The 23547-nt window shown below is 71.3% G+C and carries 23 protein-coding genes; 11 read left to right on the forward strand and 12 right to left on the reverse strand.

Translation table 11 applies throughout. The features are described 5' to 3' along the window. Positions 1-4: 4 nt before the first annotated feature. Positions 5-649: an ABC transporter permease gene (locus ACFYXH_RS10945; protein WP_389561755.1), complete on the reverse strand. Its 645-nt coding sequence runs from the start codon at positions 647-649 to the stop codon at positions 5-7. Beyond that, positions 646-1938, reverse strand: coding sequence for an ABC transporter ATP-binding protein (locus tag ACFYXH_RS10950; protein WP_389561756.1), 1293 nt, complete (start codon positions 1936-1938; stop codon positions 646-648). The genes ACFYXH_RS10945 and ACFYXH_RS10950 overlap by 4 nt, the downstream gene beginning before the upstream one ends. 141 nt (positions 1939-2079) lie before the next feature. On the opposite strand from ACFYXH_RS10950, the gene ACFYXH_RS10955 reads away from it, so the two are divergent. Continuing rightward, positions 2080-3594 carry an aromatic amino acid ammonia-lyase gene (locus ACFYXH_RS10955; protein WP_389561836.1) on the forward strand — a complete coding sequence of 505 codons (1515 nt, stop codon included), beginning with the start codon at positions 2080-2082 and terminating at the stop codon, positions 3592-3594. Next, on the forward strand, positions 3591-4427 hold the full coding sequence (locus ACFYXH_RS10960) for a MurR/RpiR family transcriptional regulator (protein ID WP_362682568.1): 837 nt from the start codon (positions 3591-3593) through the stop codon (positions 4425-4427). Before ACFYXH_RS10955 ends, ACFYXH_RS10960 begins: the two co-directional genes overlap by 4 nt. An 86-nt stretch (positions 4428-4513) precedes the next feature. Here ACFYXH_RS10960 and ACFYXH_RS10965 read toward each other — a convergent pair whose 3' ends face one another. From ACFYXH_RS10965 to ACFYXH_RS10985, 5 genes are all read right to left on the reverse strand, one after another. Then, entirely contained in the window at positions 4514-4888 is a 375-nt protein-coding gene (locus ACFYXH_RS10965) for a hypothetical protein (protein ID WP_389561757.1), read from the reverse strand. Positions 4889-4945: 57 nt separating this feature from the next. After that, a complete protein-coding gene (locus ACFYXH_RS10970) occupies positions 4946-5374 on the reverse strand; it encodes a roadblock/LC7 domain-containing protein (RefSeq protein WP_362682574.1) in 429 nt (142 codons plus the stop codon). Positions 5375-5411: 37 nt separating this feature from the next. Then, complete coding sequence (locus tag ACFYXH_RS10975) at positions 5412-6248, reverse strand: transcriptional regulator (RefSeq protein ID WP_389561758.1); 837 nt, start codon at positions 6246-6248, stop codon at positions 5412-5414. Further along, complete coding sequence (locus tag ACFYXH_RS10980) at positions 6245-6682, reverse strand: hypothetical protein (protein ID WP_389561759.1); 438 nt, start codon at positions 6680-6682, stop codon at positions 6245-6247. The genes ACFYXH_RS10975 and ACFYXH_RS10980 overlap by 4 nt, the downstream gene beginning before the upstream one ends. Positions 6683-6885: 203 nt before the next feature. Further along, the gene (locus ACFYXH_RS10985; RefSeq protein WP_389561760.1) at positions 6886-8205 is read right to left on the reverse strand and encodes a diaminopimelate decarboxylase; all 1320 of its coding nucleotides are present in this window, start codon (positions 8203-8205) and stop codon (positions 6886-6888) included. 118 nt (positions 8206-8323) lie between these two features. On the opposite strand from ACFYXH_RS10985, the gene hutU reads away from it, so the two are divergent. From hutU to hutI, 4 genes are all read left to right on the forward strand, one after another. Then, positions 8324-9988 (forward strand): urocanate hydratase, encoded by a 1665-nt coding sequence (gene hutU, locus ACFYXH_RS10990; RefSeq protein WP_389561761.1) that lies wholly within the window; start codon positions 8324-8326, stop codon positions 9986-9988. Between the two features lie 56 nt (positions 9989-10044). Then, a complete protein-coding gene (locus ACFYXH_RS10995) occupies positions 10045-11235 on the forward strand; it encodes an allantoate amidohydrolase (protein ID WP_389561837.1) in 1191 nt (396 codons plus the stop codon). Further along, positions 11226-12575 carry a formimidoylglutamate deiminase gene (locus ACFYXH_RS11000; RefSeq protein ID WP_389561762.1) on the forward strand — a complete coding sequence of 450 codons (1350 nt, stop codon included), beginning with the start codon at positions 11226-11228 and terminating at the stop codon, positions 12573-12575. The genes ACFYXH_RS10995 and ACFYXH_RS11000 overlap by 10 nt, the downstream gene beginning before the upstream one ends. 217 nt (positions 12576-12792) lie before the next feature. After that, the gene (gene hutI / locus ACFYXH_RS11005) at positions 12793-13962 is read left to right on the forward strand and encodes an imidazolonepropionase (RefSeq protein WP_389561763.1); all 1170 of its coding nucleotides are present in this window, start codon (positions 12793-12795) and stop codon (positions 13960-13962) included. Here the strand turns inward: hutI and ACFYXH_RS11010 are convergent. The 3 genes from ACFYXH_RS11010 to ACFYXH_RS11020 form a co-directional block, all read right to left on the reverse strand. Continuing rightward, on the reverse strand, positions 13941-14807 hold the full coding sequence (locus ACFYXH_RS11010; RefSeq protein ID WP_389561764.1) for an SDR family oxidoreductase: 867 nt from the start codon (positions 14805-14807) through the stop codon (positions 13941-13943). The two genes, hutI and ACFYXH_RS11010, sit on opposite strands and share 22 nt — an antisense overlap. A 138-nt stretch (positions 14808-14945) precedes the next feature. Beyond that, complete coding sequence (locus ACFYXH_RS11015) at positions 14946-15350, reverse strand: GtrA family protein (protein ID WP_389561765.1); 405 nt, start codon at positions 15348-15350, stop codon at positions 14946-14948. Continuing rightward, entirely contained in the window at positions 15347-15637 is a 291-nt protein-coding gene (locus ACFYXH_RS11020; protein WP_389561766.1) for a glycosyltransferase, read from the reverse strand. Before ACFYXH_RS11020 ends, ACFYXH_RS11015 begins: the two co-directional genes overlap by 4 nt. Before the next feature lie 397 nt (positions 15638-16034). Between ACFYXH_RS11020 and ACFYXH_RS11025 the strand changes: the two genes are divergently transcribed. After that, positions 16035-17117: a class I SAM-dependent methyltransferase gene (locus tag ACFYXH_RS11025; protein WP_389561767.1), complete on the forward strand. Its 1083-nt coding sequence runs from the start codon at positions 16035-16037 to the stop codon at positions 17115-17117. Positions 17118-17128: 11 nt separating this feature from the next. Here the strand turns inward: ACFYXH_RS11025 and ACFYXH_RS11030 are convergent, their stop codons facing one another. Then, entirely contained in the window at positions 17129-17911 is a 783-nt protein-coding gene (locus ACFYXH_RS11030) for a hypothetical protein (protein WP_389561768.1), read from the reverse strand. 95 nt (positions 17912-18006) lie between these two features. On the opposite strand from ACFYXH_RS11030, the gene ACFYXH_RS11035 reads away from it, so the two are divergent. Continuing rightward, a complete protein-coding gene (locus ACFYXH_RS11035) occupies positions 18007-18702 on the forward strand; it encodes an aspartate/glutamate racemase family protein (protein ID WP_385300788.1) in 696 nt (231 codons plus the stop codon). A gap of 44 nt (positions 18703-18746) precedes the next feature. On the opposite strand, the gene ACFYXH_RS11040 is transcribed toward ACFYXH_RS11035, so the two are convergent. After that, entirely contained in the window at positions 18747-19952 is a 1206-nt protein-coding gene (locus tag ACFYXH_RS11040) for a cytochrome P450 (RefSeq protein WP_389561838.1), read from the reverse strand. 273 nt (positions 19953-20225) lie between these two features. Here ACFYXH_RS11040 and ACFYXH_RS11045 point away from each other — a divergent pair, with 273 nt between their 5' ends. From ACFYXH_RS11045 to ACFYXH_RS11055, 3 genes are read left to right on the forward strand one after another with little or no spacing between them, the layout of a single operon-like run. Next, the gene (locus tag ACFYXH_RS11045; protein WP_389561769.1) at positions 20226-21335 is read left to right on the forward strand and encodes a GNAT family N-acetyltransferase; all 1110 of its coding nucleotides are present in this window, start codon (positions 20226-20228) and stop codon (positions 21333-21335) included. Positions 21336-21369: 34 nt separating this feature from the next. After that, complete coding sequence (locus ACFYXH_RS11050; protein WP_389561770.1) at positions 21370-22692, forward strand: glycosyltransferase; 1323 nt, start codon at positions 21370-21372, stop codon at positions 22690-22692. Between the two features lie 29 nt (positions 22693-22721). Then, positions 22722-23513, forward strand: a complete 792-nt coding sequence (locus ACFYXH_RS11055; protein ID WP_389561771.1) for a polysaccharide deacetylase family protein — start codon at positions 22722-22724, stop codon at positions 23511-23513. Positions 23514-23547 lie beyond the last annotated feature (34 nt).

Here is a 23547-nt window from a genome sequence, read left to right on the forward strand (position 1 = left end):
GTCGTCAGGCCCTCTGCTTCCGTGTCCAGGGGGTGAGGACGTACTGGACGGCGACCAGCAGCGCGTCGGCGACCAGCGCGAGGAGGAGGGTGAGGACGACACCGACGACCACGGGGGTGGGGAAGTTGCGCTGGAAGCCGTCGGTGAAGAGCTGGCCGAGGCCGCCGTCGCCGATGTACGTGGCCACGCTGACGAGCGAGATCGACATGACGGTGGCGATGCGTACGCCCGCCATGATCACGGGCAGCGCGAGAGGCAGCTCGACGGTGAGCAGCGTGCGCAGGGGACGGGTGCCCATCGCCTTGGCGGCCTCCTTGGTCCTGGCCGGTACGGAGTCGAGGCCCTCGACGGTGTTCCGCAGCAGGACGACGAGTGTGTAGATCGTCAGGCCGATGACGGTCGTGGTGCGGGTCAGCCCGGAGACCGGGAGGAGCAGCACGAAGACGGCGATGGAGGGGATGGTGAACAGGACGTTCGACAGCCCGAGGAGGAAGCCGCGCAGAGGGCGGACCCGGTGGGCGAGGACGGCCAGGGGGAGGGAGATGAGCAGCCCGAACAGCACGGCGGACAGGGCGGCTTGGAGGTGCGAGAGGGTGAGGGTGGTGAGATCGCCCGTGTGGTCGGCTATCCACGACCATTCGATGGTCATGAGGTGCCGCCCTTGGGGGTGGCGGGTGTGGTGCCGGGCGCCGCGTCGGTGTCCGCGGTGGTCGGGGCCGAGTCCGAGCCCGCGGCGCCGGGGTGCGCGCCTGCGGCCGTTGCGCCCGTGCCCGCGGTGCCGGGCTGCGTGCCCGTGGCCTTTGCGCCTGTGGCCGCCGGCTCCGCGCCCGCGCCCGCCGGGTGCCTCGACGCCGCGACGTGGAACTCGCCCGCGCGGGCGTGGATGACGTCCCGTGACGTAACCCCGGTCAGAACGCCGTCCGCGTCGACCCTGGCCACCAGGCCCGCGGGGGAGGCGACGGACTCGTTGAGCGCCGAGAGCAGTGAGTCGCCGTCGCCCAGCGGTCGTACGGGGATCAGCGGCGCGTCCTCCGCCGTGCCCCGCGCGGGTAGCGCATCCGTGTCGAGCCAGCCCTGTGGCCGGCCCTTCGCCGAGACGACGAGCAGCCAGCGGCCGTCCGCGCTCGCCGAAGCCACCGGCTCGTCGGCCCGTATCGCGGCTGCCCGCTGCTGCGGCACGTCCGCCAGTGTCGACAGCGACAGCAGCTTCAACCCCCGCTCCGCGCCGAGGAAGTCCGCCACGAAGTCGTCCGCCGGGCGAGCCAGCAGCTCCGCCGGGGAGGCGCACTGGACCAGATGGCCGCCCGTACGGAACACGGCTATCCGGTCGCCGAGCCGGACCGCCTCGTCGATGTCGTGCGTGACGAAGACGATCGTCTTGCTCAACTCCTGCTGCAGTCGCAGCAGTTCGTCCTGGAGCTGGGTGCGGACGACCGGGTCGACCGCGCCGAACGGCTCGTCCATCAGCAGCACCGGCGGGTCCGCCGCCAGCGCGCGGGCCACGCCGACGCGCTGCTGCTGGCCGCCGGAGAGCTGGTGCGGGTAGCGCCTGCCGGCGTCGGCCGGCAGGCCGACCGTCTCGAGCAGCTCCGCCGCGCGGGCGCGGGCCGTGCGCCGGCCCCAGCCCAGCAGCAGCGGCACCGTCGCGATGTTGTCGAGGATCGTGCGGTGCGGAAAGAGGCCGGACTGCTGGATGACGTATCCGATGGAGCGGCGCAGCTCTGCCGCGTCCTGCGTCAGGACGTCCTTGCCGCCTACGTGGATGGTGCCGGAGGTCGGATCGACCATCCGGTTGATCATGCGGAGCGTGGTGGTCTTACCGCATCCGGAGGAACCGACCAGGACGGTGATACCGCCCTGGTCCATCTCCAGGGTGAGGTCGTGGACTGCCGTGGTGCCGTTGGGGAAGCGCTTGTTCACTGCTTCGAATTTGATCATCAGTCGTCCCTTGCCCGGCCTGCATATCGTCATGCAGAGTTCTCGGCGTCTGAATAAAATGTCAATGCCCCGGGGTAAATCACTGGTTACGGATGCTCGGGAAGCAAGACAAGCCGTCCGAAAAGGAAGGGTTTGCGCGTGATGTCGTCCCACATGATGGACTCGCCTATCGGCATCGTGGTCCTCGACGGACAGAGCCTCCCGGTCGCGGACATCGTCCGACTGGCCGATGGCGCGGCCCGTCCCGTACCCGGATCCGAAGCGGTCAAGCGCGTCGAGATCTCCTGGGACGCCGCGCGGGAGCTCGCCGCCTCGGGCCGGGTGTACGGGCGCTCCACCGGCGTCGGTGCCAACCGGAACGAGGATGTGCCGACCGAGACCGCCGCCGACCACGGGCTGCGGCTGCTGCGCTCGCACGCCGGCGCGATCGGCGATCCGCTGCCCGCCCGACAGGTCCGCGCCATGCTCGCCGTACGGGCCAACCAGCTGCTCGCGGGCGGTGCCGGGCTGCGGCCCGGCGTCGTCACCGCGCTCTGCGAGGCGCTGGAGAGCGGTGCGTATCCCGTCGTCAACGAGTTCGGCTCGGTCGGCACCGGCGATATCGCGGCCCTGGCCCAGCTGGGCCTCGCGCTGGCCGGTGAGCACCCTTGGGAGGGCGGCCCGCCGCCCGAGGCGCAGGCCCTCGACAACAACGACGCCCTGGCCCTGATCAGCTCCAACGCCCTCACCCTCGGGCAGGCCGCGCTCGCCCTGGACGAGCTGCGCGCCCTCGTCTCGGCCACCGAGCTGGTCGCCGCGCTCTCGCTGCTCGCGGTCGACGGCTCTTACGAGGCGTACGCCGAACCCGTCCACGCGGCCCGCCCGCACCCCGGCACGTACGCCGTCGCCACCAGGATGCGGCGGCTGCTCGGTGCGCCCGAGCGGCCCACGCCACCGCTCGGCCGGATCCAGGATCCGTACGGATTCCGCTGTCTGCCGCAGATCCACGGGCCCGCCCAGGACGCGGCGGACGCGCTGGAGCGGACCCTTGCCGTCGAGATCAACGCGGCCGCCGAGAACCCGCTCATCCGCGCGTCCGACATGGCGGCGTACCACCACGGCGGCTTCTACATGGCCCAACTGGCCCTGGACCTGGACCACTTCAGGCTCGCCATAACCCAGACCGCGCGGCTGTCCACCTCCCGGCTCTCCGCCCTGAACGAGCCCGCCTTCACCCGGCTGCGGCCCTTCCTCGCGGACGCGGAGGCAGCGAGCTCCGGCGTGATGATCCTCGAGTACGCGGCCGGCGCGGCCCTCGGTGATCTGCGGGCCTTTTCCGCCCCCGCCTCGCTCGGCCACGCGGTACTGTCCCGAGGCGTCGAGGAGCAGGCCAGCTTCGCCTCGCTCGCGGCGCGCCAGACACTGCGGGCGGGCGGCGCGTACCGGCTCGTCGTCGGCTGCGAACTCGTCGCCGCGGTACGGGCGTTGCGCCAGCGCGGGCTGCGGCCCGATCCGGAGCTCCCGGTGGGCAGGGCCTTCGAGCTGGCCGAGGCCGTACTGGACGACGAGCTCGCCGACCGGCCGCTGACCGATGATGTGACGGGGGCGGCGGCGCTGCTCGACCGGTTCACGGATCTGATGACGGAGACGACCGACCTGATGAGGGGGATGGCATGAGCGACAGCCCTGCCGCACGGCTGCAGCAGCTCTTCGAGGGGCACCGGCTCACCCCCACCCAGCGGCGTATCGCACACAGCATGGTGCGCCGGGCCGCCGATGCGCCGTTCCTGTCCAGCGTGGAGCTCGCCGAACTGGCAGGGGTCAGCCAGCCGTCCGTCACCCGCTTCGCCGTCGCGCTGGGCTTCGACGGCTATCCGGCGCTGCGCAAGTATCTGCGGGAGGTCGCGCCCGAGGAGAGCGAGGCCGGGAAGGACACGTACAACGAGTACCAGCAGGCGGTGCAGGCCGAGATCGAGAACCTGCGCCATCTGGCCGAACTGCTCGCCGACCCGGCCCCGGTCGAGCGCGCGGGCCGGCTGCTCGCCGCGTCCCGCCCGCTCCCGGTGCTCGGTCTGCGCGCCGCGTCCTCTCAGGCCCGCGGCTTCGCGTACTTCGCGGCCAAGGTGCATCCGGACGTGCGCCTGCTCGACGAGGGCGGCACGCTGCTCGCCGACCGCATCGACGCGGCCCGCCGGGCGGGCGCGAGCGCGCTGCTCTGCTTCGCGCTGCCGCGCCACCCGAAGGAGGTCGTGGAGGCGCTGGCGTACGCGCGCTCGGCGGGCCTGAAGGTGGTGACGGTCGCGGACTCGGCGTTCGCACCGGTGGCGCGCCACAGCGACCTGCTGATCCCGGCGGCGGTCGGCACGGGCCTGGCCTTCGACACGGCGTGCGCGCCGATGCTGCTGGGCCGGGTGCTGCTGGAGGCGATGTGCGACGACCTGCCGGACGCGCAGGCGCGCCTGGAGGAGTTCGACACAAGAGCGGCGGCGCGGGGACTGTTCGTGGAGTAGCGGGGCACCGCCGCGGACCCCGATCCTCAGTCATCGGAGTGGCTCCAGTGCGGAGCCACTCCGATGACTGAGGACACCAGAGGCGGTCAGACCTCCAGCTCGGCCTCGATCTTCTTCAACTGATGCCTGGCCATGGCGAGGTTCGCCCGGTCCTTGTCGAGCGCCAGATAGAGGAACAGACCGTTGGCCCCGCGGCCCTTCATCAGCCGGATCAGGTGGTACTGGGAGCCGAGCGTGATCAGGATGTCCTCGATCGAGTCCTTGAGCCCGAGCTGCTCCATGGTGCGCACCTTGGCGCGCACCACATCGGTGTTGCCCGCCGCGGCGACCGACAGGTCCAGGTCCTTTCCGCCGCCGACAGTGCCGAGGGCCATTCCGCTGCTGTAGTCGACGAGCGCGGCGCCGAGGGCCCCCTCGATGACAGTGGTGGCTTCCTTGAGGGCGCTTTCGGTAGTCGCCATGAGATGCGCACTTCCTTTCCGTCTGCTGGGTGTTCGCGATGGTGTGTCGGTCATGGGTCAGGTGTTCTCCGGTCGTTCGAGTGCGCCGTCGACCAGCTCGCCGATGCGGGCGCCGGAGCGGCGGGCCTCGAGGTGGAGCCGTCCCACGTTGATGCGTGGCTCGGCCAGGAGGGTGAGGACGGCCGAGGAACCCGCCGCGTAGGTCGCGACGTATCCCCGCTCGCCCTTGACCAGCAGCTCGCGGAAGCCCCCCTGCCCGGTGGCCTCGGTCAGCCGCAGCGCGACGCCGAGGGCGGCGGCGGTCAGTGCGGCGACGCTCTCCGCTTCCGCGGTGTCGGCCGCCAGCGCGAGGCCGTCGGTGCTGGCGGCGAGTGCGCCGGTCACCTGCGGCACACGCACGCGCAGCTTCTTCAGTTCAGCGAGCACGTCGGCCTCGGCCGTCATGAGCTGTCTCCTCTCGGCGCGCAGCCTCAGCGCGCGTCTCATGACGGTGCGCAATGGACCTGGTGGACGGAGCGGTGCGTCACAGGTTTGCCTCCAGGGCGTCGCGGAGCCGGCGGAGCAGGGCGGAGTCCAGGACGGACGGGGGCTCGGCGGTGTCGCGAAAGGCAGCGCGCTCGCGGGGCGCCGCGGTCTCGGGCAAGGCAGCGGGCTCACTCGGCGCCGCGCTCTCAGGAATGGCGGCGGGCCCCCCGGGCGCGGAGGACTCGGCGGGCGTCGCGATGAGCCCCTCGGCGGCCAGCCTGCGCACCTCGATCAGGGTGTTGAAGGCGGGGCGTCCCAGTTCCCGGGCGACCACGGCCGGCGTACGTACGCCGTCGGCGAGGTCCAGCAACGACTGCCGGCGGGGCCCGACCGCCCGTCCCGCGGTGTGCGGGCAGCGCACCAGCGGCGCGGTGTCGACCGCGGGGTAGGGCCATACGGAGTCCAGCAGCCGGCTGCGGCGCTGGGCCTCGCGTTCGACGACCCGGGTGGGCACCGGCCGCACCCGGCCGATCCAGTGGACGACGCCGTAGCGGAAGCGGGTCGGGCCACTGGCGGGCGCCAGGGCGAAGAAGGCAGCGTCGAACAGCGCGCCGAGATGGCAGATCTCCAGCTCGCCGCCCGCCACTTGGCCGCTGTCGACGAGGAAGCGGGCGACCTCGCCGCGCGAGCCGGCCCGCGCGACCGCGTCCGCCCAGCTGCCGGGCTCCAGCCGGCCGCGCGCGGTCAGCAGGACGTCAAGGCCGGGCGCGTCGGGGCTCTCGGCGTGGACGACCTGGCCGTCGGCCAGATAGAGGGCGCCGTGGTCGCGTACCAGCACGCCGGTGGCGCGCTCGTCCGCGAGTCTGACGAGCATCGGGGAGACGGCCGCTCTCATCCGAGCACCAGCCTTTCGGCGAGGTTCTGGAGGCGCAGCCGGGCCAGCGCGAGATTGCCCAGGTCCCGGTCGAGCCACAGATACAGGAACACGCTGCTGTCGAAGGTGGTCTCCACGAAACGCACCACGTGATAGCCGGTGCGGGTGGTGACGATGAGGTCCTCGACGGGCGGCCCCTCGGCCTTGCCCTCGGCCTCGCCTTCCCGGCCCGGGCCTTCACTCCCGTACGCCGTGGGCTCCTTGGGCGCGAACGTCGTGTACTCGGTGGCCATCCTGGCCAGTTCGGCCGTCTCCGCGGCGGTGGCCTCGTGGTCGCTGCCCGGCGACTCACCGACCGCGCCGAGCGCGAGCCCGCTGATCCAGTCCACGATGGATGCTCCGCGCGCGCCCGGCACCAGCATGGCTTCCAGCAGACACTCGTCGATTCCGGGCACGCGGATTCCCCTCTCCGCCACGGCGCGCCGCGCGCACTGATGTGCGGCAGTGACGGAGAAGTTACGCAACGTTGCTACTGCGGGGGGGAGTTGGGGCATTTTCCATCGGAACATGCCCCTGGCCCGCTAAGGTCCGCGGACATCGCCCGTTTCTGATGTTTTGAGACCGGGCCGTCCGGCATGCGCGGATGCGGGCGGTCGGCTCAGTGGGCGGTCAGCGCGTCCGCGTGCGCGCCGCCCGACTCGGCGACGATCTCCGCGAGGCTCTGCGGGGTCCGGACGGTGGTGAACCGCACCGACCCGTCCGCAGCGGTGGCAAAGCCGTGGACGCCGGGCCGGGGCAGGCTGTTGTAGCCGTAGTGGTTCGAGAAGTAGTACGCGCCGGTGTCCAGCGCCGCGATCACATCGCCCTGCTTCAGCAGCGGCAGCGGGCGCGCCTCGGCGAGCAGGTCGCCCGCGAAGCAGGCGGGTCCCGCGATGTCCTGGGCGACGGCGGCACCGTCCTTCGGGCGGCCCTCGGCGTCGTACGCGGCGATGCGCAGCGGCCACGAGATGGGGTCGTACACCGTACGGGTGGCGATCTGGACGCCGGCGTGGGTGACCGCGATGGGGCGGGACCCGGCGGTCTTGGCGTACTCCACGCGGGCGAGGACGGCCCCGTTCTTGGCGAGCAGGGACCGGCCGAACTCGGTGACAAGGCCGTAGCGGCCGTCGAGCAGCCCGGGGACCAGCTCCTTCAGCAGCCGGGCGTACTCGGCGAAGGTGGGCGACTCTTCGTCGGAGGCGAAGTTGACCGGGAGGCCGCCGCCGATGTCGACCGTGTCGATCTGCTGCCGGCCGGCCGCGGCATTGATCTCCTCGGCCAGCTCGTACACGGCCCGGATGCCCTGGGCCATGAGAGTCAGCGGCATGCCCTGCGAACCGGAGTGGGCATGCAGCCGGGTCAGCCACGGGCGGTCGAGATATGCGCGTACGACCCGGTCGCGGGCGCCTTCGTCGCGCAGCGCGACACCGAATTTGGAGGTCGCGGTGGCCGTCGACAGGGCTCCGATGGCACCGCCGCCGACCTGCGGATTGACGCGCAGGCCGAGCGGGGACCGGGTGGCGGCGGAGTGGACGAGGGCGTCGATACGCGCGAGCTCCTGCGGATTGTCGGCGTTGACGGCGATCCCGAGGGTGAGGGCCTCGCGCAGTTCGGCGGGCGTCTTGGCGGGGGAGTCGAGGACCGTGTGGTCGGTGGGCACACCGGCGGCGCGGGCCAGCGCCAGCTCACCCGGGCTGGCGACCTCCGCGCCGATGCCTTCGGCGTGCAGCAGCGCGAGTACCGGGACCAGCGGCGCGGCTTTCACGGCGAAGGCGTGCAGTACCGCGGCGTCGGTGACGGCGGCGAAGGCGGCCCGCAGAGCGGCCGCCGAGGCGCGGATACCGGCCACGTCGAGGAGCGCGGCCACCGGCTGCGCCTCGCTGAGAAGACCCTGCTCCACTGCCGCTCGTACGGCCTGATCCCGACGGTCCTTAGCCATGTGCGCCAGCCAATCACCCGGCGGGGCGGGCCGCAGCTGTTGACTAAGACTATTCAGGCCGACAAGATGTGAATAGATAAGCCAACAGTCATGGTCACAGTCGCGAGGAGGCATCGCCATGTCAGGACCCCGCCCCGTACGGGCACCGCGCGGTACGGAACTGAGCGCCCTGGGATGGCAGCAGGAAGCCGCCCTCCGCATGCTCCAGAACAACCTCGACCCCGAGGTCGCCGAGCACCCCGACAAGCTCGTCGTCTACGGCGGCACCGGCAAGGCGGCCCGCGACTGGCGCTCCTACGACGCGATGGTGCGCACGCTGCAGACCCTGAAGCAGGACGAGACGATGCTCGTCCAGTCCGGCCGTCCCGTCGGCGTGATGCAGACGCACGAGTGGGCGCCGCGGGTGCTCATCGCCAACTCCAACCTGGTCGGCGACTGGGCGAACTGGGAGGAGTTCCGGCGCCTGGAGGCCCTCGGCCTGACCATGTACGGCCAGATGACGGCCGGCTCCTGGATCTACATCGGCACGCAGGGCATCCTGCAGGGCACCTACGAGACGTTCGCCGCGGTCGCCGCGAAGAAGTTCGGCGGCACGCTCGCCGGGACGATCACACTGACGGCCGGTCTGGGCGGCATGGGCGGCGCGCAGCCGCTCGCCGTGACGATGAACGACGGCGTCGCGATCTGTATCGACGTCGACCCCCGCGCGATCGAGCGTCGTATCGAGCACCGCTACCTGGATGTGCGCGCGAACTCGCTGGAGCACGCGCTCCAGCTCGCCGTCGAGGCCCGCGACGCCCGCAAGCCGCTCTCCATCGGCCTGCTCGGCAACGCCGCGGAGCTGCTGCCGCGGATGCTCGCCGAGGGCGCGCCCATCGACATCGTGACCGACCAGACCTCGGCCCACGACCCGCTCGCCTACCTGCCGATCGGCGTCGACTTCGACGACATGGCGTCGTACGCGGCGGAGAAGCCCGCGGACTTCACCCAGCGCGCGCGTGAGTCGATGGCCAAGCATGTCGAGGCGATGGTCGGCTTCATGGACGCCGGCGCCGAGGTCTTCGACTACGGCAACTCCATCCGCGGCGAGGCCCAGCTGGCCGGTTATGAGCGGTCGTTCGCCTTCCCCGGCTTCGTCCCCGCCTACATCCGGCCGCTCTTCTGCGAGGGCAAGGGCCCGTTCCGCTGGGCGGCCCTGTCCGGCGAGGCCTCGGACATCCACAAGACCGACAAGGCGATGCTCGAGCTCTTCCCGGAGAACGAGTCGCTGCACCGCTGGATCAAGATGGCCGGCGAGCGCGTCCACTTCCAGGGCCTGCCGGCGCGTATCTGCTGGCTCGGCTACGGCGAGCGCGACAAGGCGGGCGAGCGCTTCAACGACATGGTGGCGTCCGGCGAGCTGGCCGCCCCGCTGGCGATCGGCCGCGACCACCTGGACTGCGGCTCCGTCGCATCCCCGTACCGCGAGACCGAGGCCATGCTGGACGGGTCGGACGCGATCGCCGACTGGCCGCTGCTCAACGCCATGGTCAACGTGGCCTCGGGCGCGAGCTGGGTGTCGATCCACCACGGCGGCGGCGTCGGCATGGGCCGCTCCATCCACGCCGGGCAGGTCTCGGTGGCGGACGGCACCAAGCTCGCGGGCGAGAAGATCCGCCGCGTACTGACGAACGACCCGGGCATGGGTGTCATCCGCCATGTGGACGCGGGCTACGACATCGCCGAGTCGGTCGCGGACGAGCGCGGCGTGCGCGTCCCGATGCGCGAGGGCGACCCGGCGTGACCGTGAACGCTCCCAGCGGCCCCCCCGCCGGACCGGCGGGGGCCTCCTTCCACGAGATGTGGCGGGACCTCGCACCCATCGGCCGCGACGCCGACAGCCGCGGCTACCGCCGCTACGCCTGGACCCGCGCCGACGCCGACTGCCGCGCCTGGTTCAAGGCACAGGCCGAATCCCGTGGCCTGACCTACGAGCTCGACCGCAACGGCAACCAGTGGGCCTGGCTCGGCGATCCGCTCGCCGAGGGTGCCGTCGTCACCGGCTCCCACCTGGACTCGGTCCCCGACGGCGGCGCCTTCGACGGCCCGCTCGGCGTGGTCTCCTCCTTCGCCGCGCTCGACGAACTGCGCGGCAGAGGAGCGCAGTTCACCCGGCCCCTCGCCATCACCAACTTCGGTGACGAGGAGGGCGCCCGCTTCGGTCTCGCCTGCGTGGGATCCCGTCTCACCTCCGGACAGCTGACGCCCGAAGCGGCGTACGCGCTGCGCGACGGCGACGGGGTGTCGCTCCCGCAGGCCATGGAGGCGGCCGGGTACGACCCGTCCGCCATCGGACCCGACCCGGAACGGCTGGCCCGTATCGGCGCGTTCGTCGAGCTCCATGTCGAGCAGGGCCGGGCGCTGGACCTGTCCGGCGACCGCGTCGGCATCGCATCCGCGATCTGGCCGCACGGCCGCTGGCGGTTCGACTTCCACGGCGAGGCCAACCACGCCGGCACGACGCGGCTCGTCGACCGCCGCGACCCGATGCTGACGTACGCCGAGACGGTCCTCGCGGCCCGCCGCGAGGCCGAGCTCGCGGGCGCGGTCGCCACGTTCGGCAAGATCTCCGTCGAGCCGAACGGCGTCAACGCGATCCCGTCGCTGGTGCGCGGCTGGCTGGACTCGCGCGCCGCCGACCAGACCACGCTCGACACGGTCGTCTCCGCGATCGAGCGGGCGGCGAAGGAGCGGGCCGAGCGGGACGGCGTCGACCTGCGTGTCGTACGCGAATCCTTCACCCCGGTGATCGAGTTCGAGCATGCGCTGCGCGACGAGCTGAACAAGATCCTCGGCGGCTCCGTCCCCGTGCTCGGCACGGGCGCGGGACACGACGCGGGTATTTTGTCCGGATCGATCCCCACCGCCATGCTGTTCGTACGCAATCCCACCGGCGTCTCGCACTCCCCGGCGGAGTTCGCCGCCGAGGACGACTGCGTGGCCGGGGTGATCGCACTCGCCGACGTACTGGAGGGCCTGGCGTGCAGGTGACGTACTGGGCGGAACACGCCTGGCTGGACACGAACGTCGAGCCGGGCGTGGCGCTCGAGGTGACGGACGGCCGGATCACGGCGGTACGCAAGGGGGCCGAGGTCCCGCCGCCGGGCGCCGTGGTGCTGCGCGGCCTGACCATCCCGGGCCTCGCGAACGCACACTCGCACGCCTTCCACCGCGCCCTGCGGGGCACGGTGCAGGTGGGCTCAGGGACCTTCTGGACCTGGCGCGAGGTCATGTACCAGGTCGCGTCGCGGCTGACGCCCGAGACGTACTTCTCGCTCGCCCGGGCGGTCTACGCGGAGATGGCGCTGGCCGGGATCACGGTGGTCGGCGAGTTCCACTATCTGCACCATGCGCCCGGCGGTGTCGCGTACTCCGACCCGAACGCGATGGGCGAGGCACTGATCGCTGCGGCGGCGGATGCGGGTATCCGGATCACGCTGCTGGACACGGCGTATCTGTCGTCCGCCATCAGGGATAAGCACAGTGGCGAGGCGCCGAACAAGCACCAGTTGCGCTTCTCCGACGGCACGGCAGAGGCATGGGCGGAACGGGCCTCCGCGCTGAAGAGCAGTGACCATGCGCTGATCGGCGCGGCGCTCCACTCCGTACGCGCGGTGCCGGCCGCGCAGCTGAGCACGGTGGCTCAGTGGGCGGAGGCCCGCCGGGCCCCGCTCCATGTCCACCTCTCCGAGCAGACGGCGGAGAACGACGCGTGCCGGGCGGCACACGGCTGTACGCCCACGCGCCTGCTCGCCGACCACGGTGTACTGGGCCCACGCACGACGGGCGTCCACAACACGCACCTGACGAACGAGGACATCGCGCTGCTGGGCTCCTCCGCCACCGGCACATGCATGTGCCCGACGACGGAACGCGATCTGGCGGACGGCATCGGCCCGGCGGCGACGCTGCAGCGGGAGGGCTCACCGCTGTCGCTCGGCAGCGACAGCCACGCGGTCATCGACCTGCTCGAAGAGGCCCGCGCCATGGAGCTGAACGAACGCCTGCGCACCCGGACGCGCGGCCACTGGACGGCCGCGGCTCTCCTGCGGGCCGCGACCGAAGACGGCCACGCCGCACTGGGATGGCACGACGCGGGCCGCCTCGAGCCGGGCGCGCCGGCGGACTTCACGACGGTGGCCCTGGACTCGGTCCGCACGGCGGGTCCGGTGCCGCGCCTGGCGGCGGAGACGGCGGTCTTCGCGGCGACGGCGGCGGATGTGCGCCACACGGTTGTGGCGGGCCGCCATGTGGTGCGGGACGGGGTGCACACGCTGATCCCGGATGTCGCGCGGGCGCTGGCCGAGTCGATCGACGCGCTGCGGGCTTGAGGCCCTGTTTTCTTCCCCCACCCCGCCCAATTCCCGTAGCCGGGGCTCCGCCCCGGACCCCGCGCCTCAAACGCCGGCGAGGCTGAAGAGGTCGGCCCGAACTTTCAAGCCCGTCCGGCGATTGAGGACATGCCCGAAGGGCGTTCGGGGTCTGGGGGCTTGCCCCCGGCTGCGGGAAGGGGCGGGCAGGGGAAAAGTCCCCCACCGAGAGGAACCCATGACCACCACCGTCATCACCAACATCGGCAGCCTCGTCACCAACGACCCCGCCCTCGGCGAAGGCCCCATCGGCCTCCTCCAGGACGCCGCCGTCGTCATCGACGGCGACCGCATCGCCTGGACCGGCCCCGCCGCAGGCGCGCCCGACGCCGACGAGGCGTACGACGCCGGCGGCCGCGCCGTCATCCCCGGCTTCGTCGACTCCCACTCCCACCTCCTCTTCGCCGGCGACCGCACCCAGGAGTTCAACGCCCGGATGTCCGGCCGCGCCTACTCCGCCGGCGGCATCCGCACCACCGTCGCCGCGACCCGCGCAGCCACCGACGAGGCGCTCGAAGCGAACCTCACGCGCTACCTCGACGAGGCCCTCCGCCAGGGCACCACCACCTTCGAGACCAAGTCCGGCTACGGGCTCACCGTCGAGGACGAGGCGCGCGCCCTTCGTATCGCCGCGCTCCACACCGACGAGGTCACCTACCTCGGCGCGCACATCGTGTCGCCCGACTACGCCGACGACCCCGCCGCGTACGTCGCCCTCGTCACCGGCGAGATGCTCGACGCCTGTGCTCCGTACGCCCGTTGGGTGGACGTCTTCTGCGAGAAGGGCGCCTTCGACGGCGACCAGGCCCGTGCGATCCTCACCGCCGGCAAGGCGAAGGGCCTGCACCCGCGCGTCCACGCCAACCAGCTCAGCTACGGCCCCGGTGTGCAGCTCGCCGTCGAGCTCGACGCCGCCTCCGCCGACCACTGCACGCACCTCACCGACGCGGACGTCGACGCGCTCGCCAACGGCGCGACCGTCGCCACGCTCCTCCCCGGCGCGGAGTTCTCCACCCGCGCGCAGTGGCCCGACGCCCGCCGCCTGCTCGACGCGGGTGTGACCGTCGCGCTGTCCACGGACTGCAACCCGGGCTCGTCCTTCACCTCCTCCGTTCCGTTCTGCATCGCGCTCGCCGTACGGGACATGGGCATGACCCCGGACGAGGCGATCTGGTCCGCCACGGCGGGCGGCGCGGCGGCCCTGCGCCGTACCGACATCGGTCGCATCACCCCCGGCGCCCGCGCGGATCTCGCTCTGCTCGACGCGCCGAGCCATGTCCACCTGGCCTACCGGCCGGGCGTGCCGCTCGTCTCGGAGGTCTGGCGTCAGGGCAAGAGGTGCCGGTAACTGCGCGGGTGCCCGGCCAGGTACGCGGTGAAGGTCTGCGCCGGACGGCCCGTCAGCCGTGGCACGACATCGGAGACGGTGGCCATCTCGCCGTTGGCGATGGCCTGGTAGGAGGACACCCAGCCGGCGACCTCCCACTCCTCCGCGCCGTACTTGGCCCGTGAGGCGTACGCCTCCTCGTGGGTCTCGGGCACATAGGTGACCTGTCGCCCGGTGAACCGGGTCAGCTCCGCGGCGGCCTCGTCGAGGGAGAGTGCCTCGGGTCCGGTGACGTCGTATGTCGCCCCGTCGTGTCCGTCCCCGAGCAGTACGGCAGCGGCGACATCAGCGATGTCCTCGTGCGCCACCGCCCCCACGCGCCCGTCCCCGGCCGGCCCGCGGATGACCCCGTCCGCGCCGGCCATGGCGGGCAGCCCGGCCAGATAGAGGTTGTCGCGAAGGAAGGTGTACGCGAGTCCTGTGCCCCGGATGTGCTCCTCGGTGTGCCAGTGGTCGCGCGCGAAGGTGAAGGTCGCATCGGGCGCGGCGCCCAGGAACGAGACGTACACGATGCGCCCGATCCCCGCCGTGACGGCCGCGTCCACGGCGGTGATGTGCTCCCGCACCCGGTCGGCCGCCTCGTGTGCCGACACCAGGAAGAGCGTGTCGGCCCCGTCGAGCGCCCGGCGCATGGCCTCCCCGTCCCCGTAGGCCGCGGGCGGCGCCTTGACGCACCCGGCGAGCTCCGGCAGCCGTCCGGGATCCCGCCCCAGCAGCCGCGCGCCCAACCCCTGCGTGGAGAGCCGCCGCGCGAGACGCCCGCCGATCTGTCCGCCGGCTCCGGTGACGGCGATGACTGGGGGCATGGGCGCGTCCTCTCGTCGTGCTGCTTTCTCCGAGGCTACGGCCGGGCCCGGTCGAACCCGGTGAGCAGCGCCTCGACCGCGAAGCGGAAGCGCTCCGTGTCGCCCCCGCCCCGCCCCCGGTCCCGGTCCCGGCGGCCCTTATGGGATGGTCCGCGCGACCTCCGGCTTCGCGCCGGAGGTGATGGCCCAGCGGGTGATCAGGAACGAGACGGGCATCACCAGCACGCCGGCGACGAGTGCCGCGAACTGCTCGTCCATGCGCAGCCGGCTCACGGCCAGATGAAGCAGGATGCCGCTGCCCGCGAGGTTGGCCAGTCCGGACAGTGGAAAGCGGAAGAAGGCCCGCCAGGTGGGGCGGGTTCGCAGTGTGATGTACGAGTTGAGCAGGAACGACCCGGCGAGGCTCACCGCGTATGCCAGGGCGTGGGCGGCCAGGTAGGGCATCCAGAGGTTCAGCACGACGTACACGGCGTAGTAGACCGCGGTGTTGGCGAGGCCGATCGCGGCGAAGACGGCGAACTGGTGAAGGGCGGGCGGGTTCATGGCTTGGATGCCGCTGCGCCGGCGACGGGGAGAACACGGGCGGACCGCAGGGGGGCCGACTCGTTGCCGAAGTTCCGGCTGAAGGAGGTGCAGCGCACCTGCGGCGCGGTGGCCGCCAATTCCCTCAGCAGTTCTGCCGTACCGGCGCCGCTGCCGTCGTCGACGTAGCAGATCTCATAGGGCTCACCGATCGGCTCGAGCTCAGCGGTCAAGGCAGCATGAAAGGTTTCGATCACTTCATTCTCTTCGTGGCACGGCACGACGACCGAAATCCCGATCTCCGGCATGCCCACAGTGGAACACACCCGACGGTACGCGCCGCGGTATGTGCTCCCTGCGTGGCGGTGGCATCCGCAATCGGTCCTTTCGCCGTGCCCGCACAGCCTGAACAGACGCTCTCGGTTGCCGCATTCAAAACCTGGCCATGACGGTAGACGTCGCCCACCCGGGTGACGATCAGCATGTCACCCACACCATGAGGGCGTGCGGCAGGTTCAGCGCGGCAGGATGCGTCATCGATGAGGCTCCCTGGCTGAAGAGTTGAGACATCGAATATCTCGCTCAACAGCCCGAGGGCCTCGTCTGTTACGTGCCATCGCCTCACCTGATCAGTGGTCACCCTGAAAATCCATAGTCAGGTGACGTAGCGAAACGGTGCCATCCCGAAGGCCCGAAGGAGCTCCTATGGCTTCCCAAGAAACCCCGACCGCCTACGTCGGGGGCACCGGCGACATGGCCGCATCCCGGATGCGCTACCAATCCGAAATGAGTATCGGGGTGGATCGCTTCCTCGAGCCGCGGAACACCGAATGCCCCTGGTGCAATTCGGCCGCACTGAAGGTGCTGCTGCGGAGCCCGGATGTGGTCCAGCACAAGCCGGGGCGATTCACACTTGAGGAATGCGGTGGCTGCGGCCATGTGTTCCAGAACCCGCGGCTTACCCCGGAGGGGCTGGAATTCTATTACCGTGACTGCTACGACGGTTACCAAGAGGCCCTCCGGGAGAGGATGTTCAAGCTCCAGGCCGCCACCTACCGGGGGCGGATCGCGTTTCTCGACCGTCACACCTCGCCCAAGGCCTGGCTGGATGTGGGAGCCGGGCACGGACACTTCTGCAGGGCGGCCCGCGCTCATTGGCCCAACGCCGTATTCGACGGCCTGGACTTCGGGGACGGGGTCGACAAGGGAGTGCGCCGGGGCTGGATCGACCGGTCCCATCGCGGCCCGTTCCCTGAGCTGGCCGACGACCTGACGGGGCGCTACGACGTGGTGAGCATGCACCACTACCTGGAGCACACCCTTGATCCCTTCGCGGAGCTGGACGCGGCAGCCCGGGTGCTCCCGCCCGGGGGGCATCTGCTGATCGAGGTTCCCGACCCCGAGTGGCCGCTGAGCCGTGTCCTCGGCTGGCGCTGGAACCCGTGGTGTCAGCCCCAGCATCTGCACATGTTCCCGATCGGCAATCTCAAAGAGGCGCTGAGGAACCGGGGCCTGGATCCGGTGGCCGAAGAGCGGGGAATGGCACACCAGCCGGGGGCCGACCTCCTGATGGCCATGGTGCATTTCTGGAACGCTCTGATGCCCGATCCCGACGCCCCCTGGCTGCCGAGCCGCGGCACCGGATACCGGATGTCACGGAAGGCGGCCCTCGTGGCGAAGGCCCCGTCTCTCGCTCTGGCGGGATTCCTTGATGTCCTCATCCTGCTGGCGGCGCGGTCGGCGAACCGGGGCAACGCCTACCGTGTACTGGCACGGAAGGCTCCGTAGCGCGCCGAAGGCTAACTCTCCTTGTCCGACGGCTTGTCCGACGGCTTGTCCGTCGGCATGTTCGGCGGCTTGTCCGTCGGACCGGTGCCCTCCTCCGCGGGCGTGCTGCCCGCCGGCTCCTTCTCGGCCCGTGCGATACGCGCGTTCATGATCAGCACAACGCCCGCCCCCAGCGCCCACACCCCCAGCAGCAGCGGCGTCAGCCACGCGGTCAGCGGCCCCGCCAGCGACACCACCGCCACCACGAAGCCCGCCCAGCCGAGCCAGGCCGGGATCGAGTGGGTCTCCTGACCCGCCCGCCAGAGCGCGAAGAGCATCACCGCCGCGCCCGCCATCGACGCGATCAGAGCTCCGTACGCCATGTTCAGCAGCAGGATGGCGAACAGCGCGGTCCCCGGGAGCACCGGGAACGCCTCGGAGTGGTTCGCCGTGATGGCGAAGATGTTCCCGGCGACCGCCGCGACCATGAGCAGGGCCGCGAAGACCGTGCCGCCCACCAGCACCAGGTGGGAGCGGTTGCCGGCCAGCCGGGAGAGGGCGACCAGGAAGAACAGGAAGAGCAGGCCCGACACCAGCAGTATCAGGGCCGTGGCCTCCGACAGGTCCCGATTGCTGCCCTTGAGGTAGTAGAAGAAGACGTGCCTGAGCGCGCCGCTCCCCTTGGTGCCGGGTGTGCCCATCCACAGAGCTTGCCCGGCGATCAGCAGCCCACCGGCCACCAGCCCGGCTATCCCGGGCCAGAGGTCTCTGTGCTGAGCGGGCAGGGCAGGTTCTGTGCCTTGCGACGCCATCATTGTTGCCTCCCACGGGAGCATCCCCGAGAAAGGGTATTTGTCCCATTTTCTCACTGACGGCCGAGTCGGCACGGCGGGCATGGCACAGTGAGCCGATGAAGACCATCGGGCTGATCGGCGGCATGAGCTGGGAATCCAGCGCTGAGTACTACCGGCTTCTCAACGAGCTCGTACGGGAACGGCTCGGCGGGCTGCACTCCGCCAAGTGCGTTCTCCACTCCGTCGACTTCGCCGAGATCGAGGAGCTCCAGGTCGCGGGGGAGTGGGAGCGCGCCGGTGAGATCCTCGCCGAGGCCGCACGAGGGCTCCAGGCCGCGGGCGCGGATCTGCTGCTGATCTGTACGAACACGATGCACAAGGTCGCGGGGCAGGTGGAGGCCGCCGTCTCCGTGCCGCTGCTGCATCTCGCGGACGCCACCGCCGATGCCGTACGCGCGCAGGGGATCGGCCGGGTCGGGCTGCTCGGAACGGCTTTCACCATGGAGCAGGACTTCTACCGGGACCGGCTGGCCGGACACGGGCTCGAGGTACTCACGCCCGACACGGAAGGGCGTGCCCTGGTGCACCGGGTGATCTACGAGGAGCTGTGCCTCGGAGTCGTACGGGAGGAGTCCCGAGCCGCCTACCAGGACGTGATCGGCCGGCTTGTCGCCGCCGGGGCGGAAGGCGTCGTACTCGGGTGCACCGAGATCGAGTTGCTCATCGGGGAGAAGGACAGCCCGGTGCCCGTGTTCCCGACGACCCGGCTGCATGCCGAGGCCGCGGTGGACGCCGCTCTGGGCGGGCGCTGACGTCCGCCCACAGCGTGCGCCGACGTCCGCCCGCAGCTTGCGCCTCAGGCCCGGGGCCGTACCGGCAACGTGTGCACGCTGTTGCCCACGAAGCTCGTGTGCCGCGGCAACTCCGCCTCCGGGACGGCCAGATCCAGCTCCGGGAAGCGCGTGAACAGCTGCTCCAGCGCGATCGTCGCCTCCATCCGCGCCAGCGGCGAACCCAGGCAGTAGTGCGGGCCGTGGCCCAGTGACAGATGCCGGGCGCCGCCGGTCCTGGTGATGTCGAAGCGGTCCGCGTCCGGGCCGTGCGCCGACTTGTCGCGGCCGGCCGCCGAGTAACCGGCAAGCACCGGCGTGCCCTTGGGGATCACCGTTCCGTCGACCGTCAGATCCCGGGTCGGATAGCGGAACGGGAAGTAGCTGACCGGGCTGTCCCAGCGCAGCGTCTCCTCGACCACGTCCGACCAGGCCGCCTTTCCGGACCGCACAAGCTCCAGCTGGTCCCGGTGGGCGCACACCGCGCGCACCGCGTTGGTGATCAGGTTCAGTGTCGTCTCGTGCCCGGCGATGATCATCAGCAGCAGCGTGCCGATCAGTTCGTGCCGGCTGAGCCTGTCGCCGTCCTCCTCGCGGGCCGCGATCAGCGCGCTGGTCAGATCGTCGCCGGGGGCCTCCGTACGGGACGCGGCGACCGCCCCGAGCACCGCGACCATCTCGCGGTTCGCGGCCATCGCCTCCTCCGGGCCGATGGAGGTGCTCACCACCTGGTTCGACAGATGGTGCAGCCGGTCCTGGTGCTCGGCGTCCACACCGAGGAGTTCGCAGATCACGCCCATCGGCAGCGGCAGCGCGAAGTGTCTGCGCAGATCGGCGACGCCCTCGCCCGCGGCGGCCGCCTCGTCCAGGTCGTCAAGGAGCTGCGCCGTCACCGTCTCGATCCGCGGCCTCAGCTCCTCCACCCGGCGGGCCGTGAACGCCTTGCTCACCAGAGAGCGCAGCCGCCGGTGGTCCGCGTCGTCGGCGGTGGTCATGCCCTGCACCGTCGCGAAGGTCTTCAGTGGCCAGCCGTTGGGTATCTCCCCGTCGCGCAGCGCGGTGAAATGCGCCGCCCCCTTCGCTACGTCGGGATGGGCGAGGAACTCCTTGAGCGCGTCATGGCCGAGCACCGCCATGCCCGCCACCTCGCCGGGGAGCACGACCGGCGCGACCGCGCCCGCCGCGAGCAGCCGGGCATTGTCCGCGTGCGGGCAGCCGCCGGCCGGGTCCATCCGGTGCGCGGTGTCACGTGAGGTGGTCAACAGTCCTCCAGGACACGTCGAACTCCCCTGAGTGACCGGGAGCATTCGGATGGTACGAGCAGCGGACCTTGTTCGAACGCGAGTTGGGCAACTCCAGCCACGATGGCGAAGAGTTGATTCCGGCACTCGAACACCTCGCGTATCCCTCCATTCTGAGTCCTTCACGAAACGGTCACAAGAAGTGCGACGGTCCCTACCCTGTCGGGATATGGGCCGGTAGCGTCCTGTCCTGGGGAAAAGCTCATGGGGAGGGACCGGGGGGTCGAGTTGAACGGTGTACGCATTCGTGTCGTGAAACCGGACGAGCTGGGCGAGGGAGAGATCGAGGCCTGGCGGGAGCTGCGTGCCAAGACCGGCGCACCCGCCAATCCGTTCATGGAGCCGGAGTTCACCCTCACCGTCGGCCGCGTGCGGCCCGCGGCCAGGGTGGCGGTGCTGTGGGAGGACGGGGAGCCCGTCGGCTTCTTCCCGTACGAACGAGGGCCACTGGGCCACGGACGCGCGATCGGTCTGGGGGTCTCCGACTGCCAGGGCGCCGTGCTCCGCGCCGGCCTCACCGTCGCGCCCCGTGAGTTGCTGCGCGCCTGCGGGCTGTCGGCGTGGGAGTTCGACAACCTCGAAGCGGACCAGGAGATGTTCGTGCCCGATGCCGCCGAGGAGTTCGCCTCTCCCGTGATCGACATCGGCGCGGGATACGCGGCGTACGAGGAGGTCCTGCGCGCGCAGTCGCCCAAGTTCCTCAAGACCACCCTGGCCAAGGAACGCCGGCTGGGGCGGCAGGCGGGCCAGGTGCGGTTCGTCTTCGACGAGCGCGACCCGGCCGCGCTGCGTGCGCTGATGGAGTGGAAATCCGCGCAGTACCGCAGGACCGGCCGCCGGGACCGCTTCGCTCAGGAGTGGATCAACACGCTGGTCCACCTGCTGCACGAGACACGCACCTCCGGCTGCTCCGGAGTGCTGTCCGTGCTGTACGTCGCCGACCGGCCCGTCGCCGCGCACTTCGGGCTGCGCTCGCGCACCGTGCTGTCCTGCTGGTTCCCGGCGTACGACGTCGAGTTCGCCAAGTACTCGCCGGGTCTGATTCTGCATCTGCGGATGGCCGAGTCCGCCGCCGACGAGGGCATCGGAATGCTCGACCTGGGGCGCGGGGCCGCGGAGTACAAGGACGCGCTGAGGACCGGTGAGCTGCGGGTCCACGAGGGCTCCTCCGTCCGGCCGGGGGCGGGGGCGGCCCTGTACTGGCTGAGCCGCGAGCCCTCGCGTCGCGTGCACAGCTTTGTACGCAGCAGGCCGCGGCTCGCCGGGTACGCGCAGCAGGCGCTGAACCAGGTCGGCCGGTTGCGGGGCAACTGAACAGCAGGAACATCCGAGCAGGCGGGGGATTCGCATGCCGAGCACACCGAACAAACCACACGGACTGGCCGAGATCCAGGTCGCCGAGCTGGATCTGGACGGTCCCGACGGCGCCGTCCTGCGGTTCGGACCGGCGCCCGGCGGTGGTCCACCCGTACGGGCCGGTGATGTCTACGCCCTCGTCCGGCTCCGCGGCCGCCCCGTCGCCACCGTCGTCTGCGCCGTCCCACCCGGCAGGGACCCGGCCGACGCCGTAGCCGCGGCCGCCCGCGCCAAGCTCGCGCACGATGCGCCTCCCGCCCCGGGTGCCCACGAGGAAAGCGGCCCACCTGGGCCACAAGACCGGGTAACTGTCGTCGTCGCAACCCGCGAGCGCGCCGATCAGCTCGCCCGCGCGCTCGACTCGCTGCTCGCCCAGGACCACCCGGACTTCGAGATCGTCGTCGTCGACAACGCGCCCGTCACCAGTGCCACCCGCGACCTCGTCGAGCACAAATACGGTGAGCGCGTCCGGTACGTCCGCGAGCCCGTACCGGGGCTCGCCGTCGCCCACAACCGTGGGATCGCCGCCGCCGACGGCGCGGTCATCGCCTTCACCGACGACGACGTCGTCGCCGATCCGCACTGGCTCACCGCGCTGACCGCGCCCTTCGCCCGCGATCCGGGCCTGGGCTGTGCGACCGGCCTGATCCTGCCCGCCCGGCTGCGCACGCCCGCGCAGATCCTCCTCGAGAGCCACGGCGGCTTCGCCAAGGGCTTCGCGCCGCGCCAGTACGACCCGGCGCACCCGCCCGCCGGCGAGCCGCTCTTCCCGTTCACCGCCGGCAGTTTCGGCTCCGGCGCCAATATGGCCTTCCGGGCCACGGTGCTGCGCGAGATCGGCGGCTTCGATCCCGCCACCGGCACCGGCACTCCGGCCAGGGGCGGCGACGACCTGTACGCGTTCGTCAGCGTCCTCGCCGCCGGGCACCGGCTGCGCTACACGCCCGACGCGCTGGTCTGGCACCACCACCGCGAGAGCTGGCAGGACCTGAAGAACCAGGCGTACGGCTACGGCGCAGGCCTCACCGCGTATCTCACCGCCGTCCTGGTCCGCCGGCCCGCGCTGCTGCCCGCACTGCTCAGAAAGCTGCCGCGCGGACTCGCGCACGCCCGCTCCATCACCGCGCACCGCGACGCCGGCGGCGCCTCGGTGCCCGGGGAGCACGGGGCGCAGGACTATCCGTGGCCGCGCCATCTCTCCCGGCTCGAGCGGCGCGGGATGCTGGCCGGGCCGATCGGGTATGCCAAGGCGCGCCGACGCGTGCGCGGCGTACCGCTCCCGTGGGGCAGCCGGCCGCAGCGGGACGAAGAGTGAGACGAAGAATGAGAGGTGCTGGTACGACGATGCCACGGATCCCCGTACTGCTCTACCACGCAGTGATGGACGAGCCGCCCGACTGGATCGCCGAATTCACCGTCACACCACGGGAGTTCGGCGCGCAGCTGGACGCGATCGTGGCCAGCGGCCGCACCCCGGTCACCATCGGCGCACTCGCGGACCAGCTCGCGGGCCGTGCCCCGGTGGTCTCCCGGCCCGTCGTCCTCACCTTCGACGACGGCTTCGCCGATCTGCCGGGGCCCACCGCCGAAGCGCTCGCCGCACGCGCACTGCCCGCCACCGCGTATCTCACCACCGGGGCCATCACCCCGGGCCGGCGCAGTCTGCTGCCGCCCGCACCGATGATGACCCTCTCCCAGGCGCCACTGCTGGAGCAGTACGGAATGGAGGTGGGCGCCCACACCGTCACCCACCCCCAGCTGGACACCCTCCCGCCGAAGGCACTCCACCGTGAACTGCGCGAGTCCAAGGCGGTTCTGGAGGACGTCCTCGGCCATCAGGTGACGCACCTCGCCTATCCGCACGGCTACAACAGCCGTGCCGTGCGCAAGGCCGTCGCCCGCGCGGGCTACGCGTCGGCGGTCGCGGTGCGGCACGCACTGAGCTCGGACACCGACGAGACGTACCGCATCGCCCGCCTCATCCTGCGCCGCAGCCACACCGTCGCGGACATCGAGGCGTGGATGGACGGTCGCGGCGCGCCGGTCGCGCCGTTCCCCGACTCGCTGCCGACGGTCGGGTGGCGGTTCTACCGGCGGGCCCGCGCGGTCGTGAAGGGCCCGGTCTTCGCCGGGTAGCAGGGGCAGTGACACAACCGGAGAAGAGAGCCAC

The sequence above is a fragment of the Streptomyces sp. NPDC002730 genome, from assembly GCF_042888805.1.
Lineage (GTDB): Bacteria > Actinomycetota > Actinomycetes > Streptomycetales > Streptomycetaceae > Streptomyces.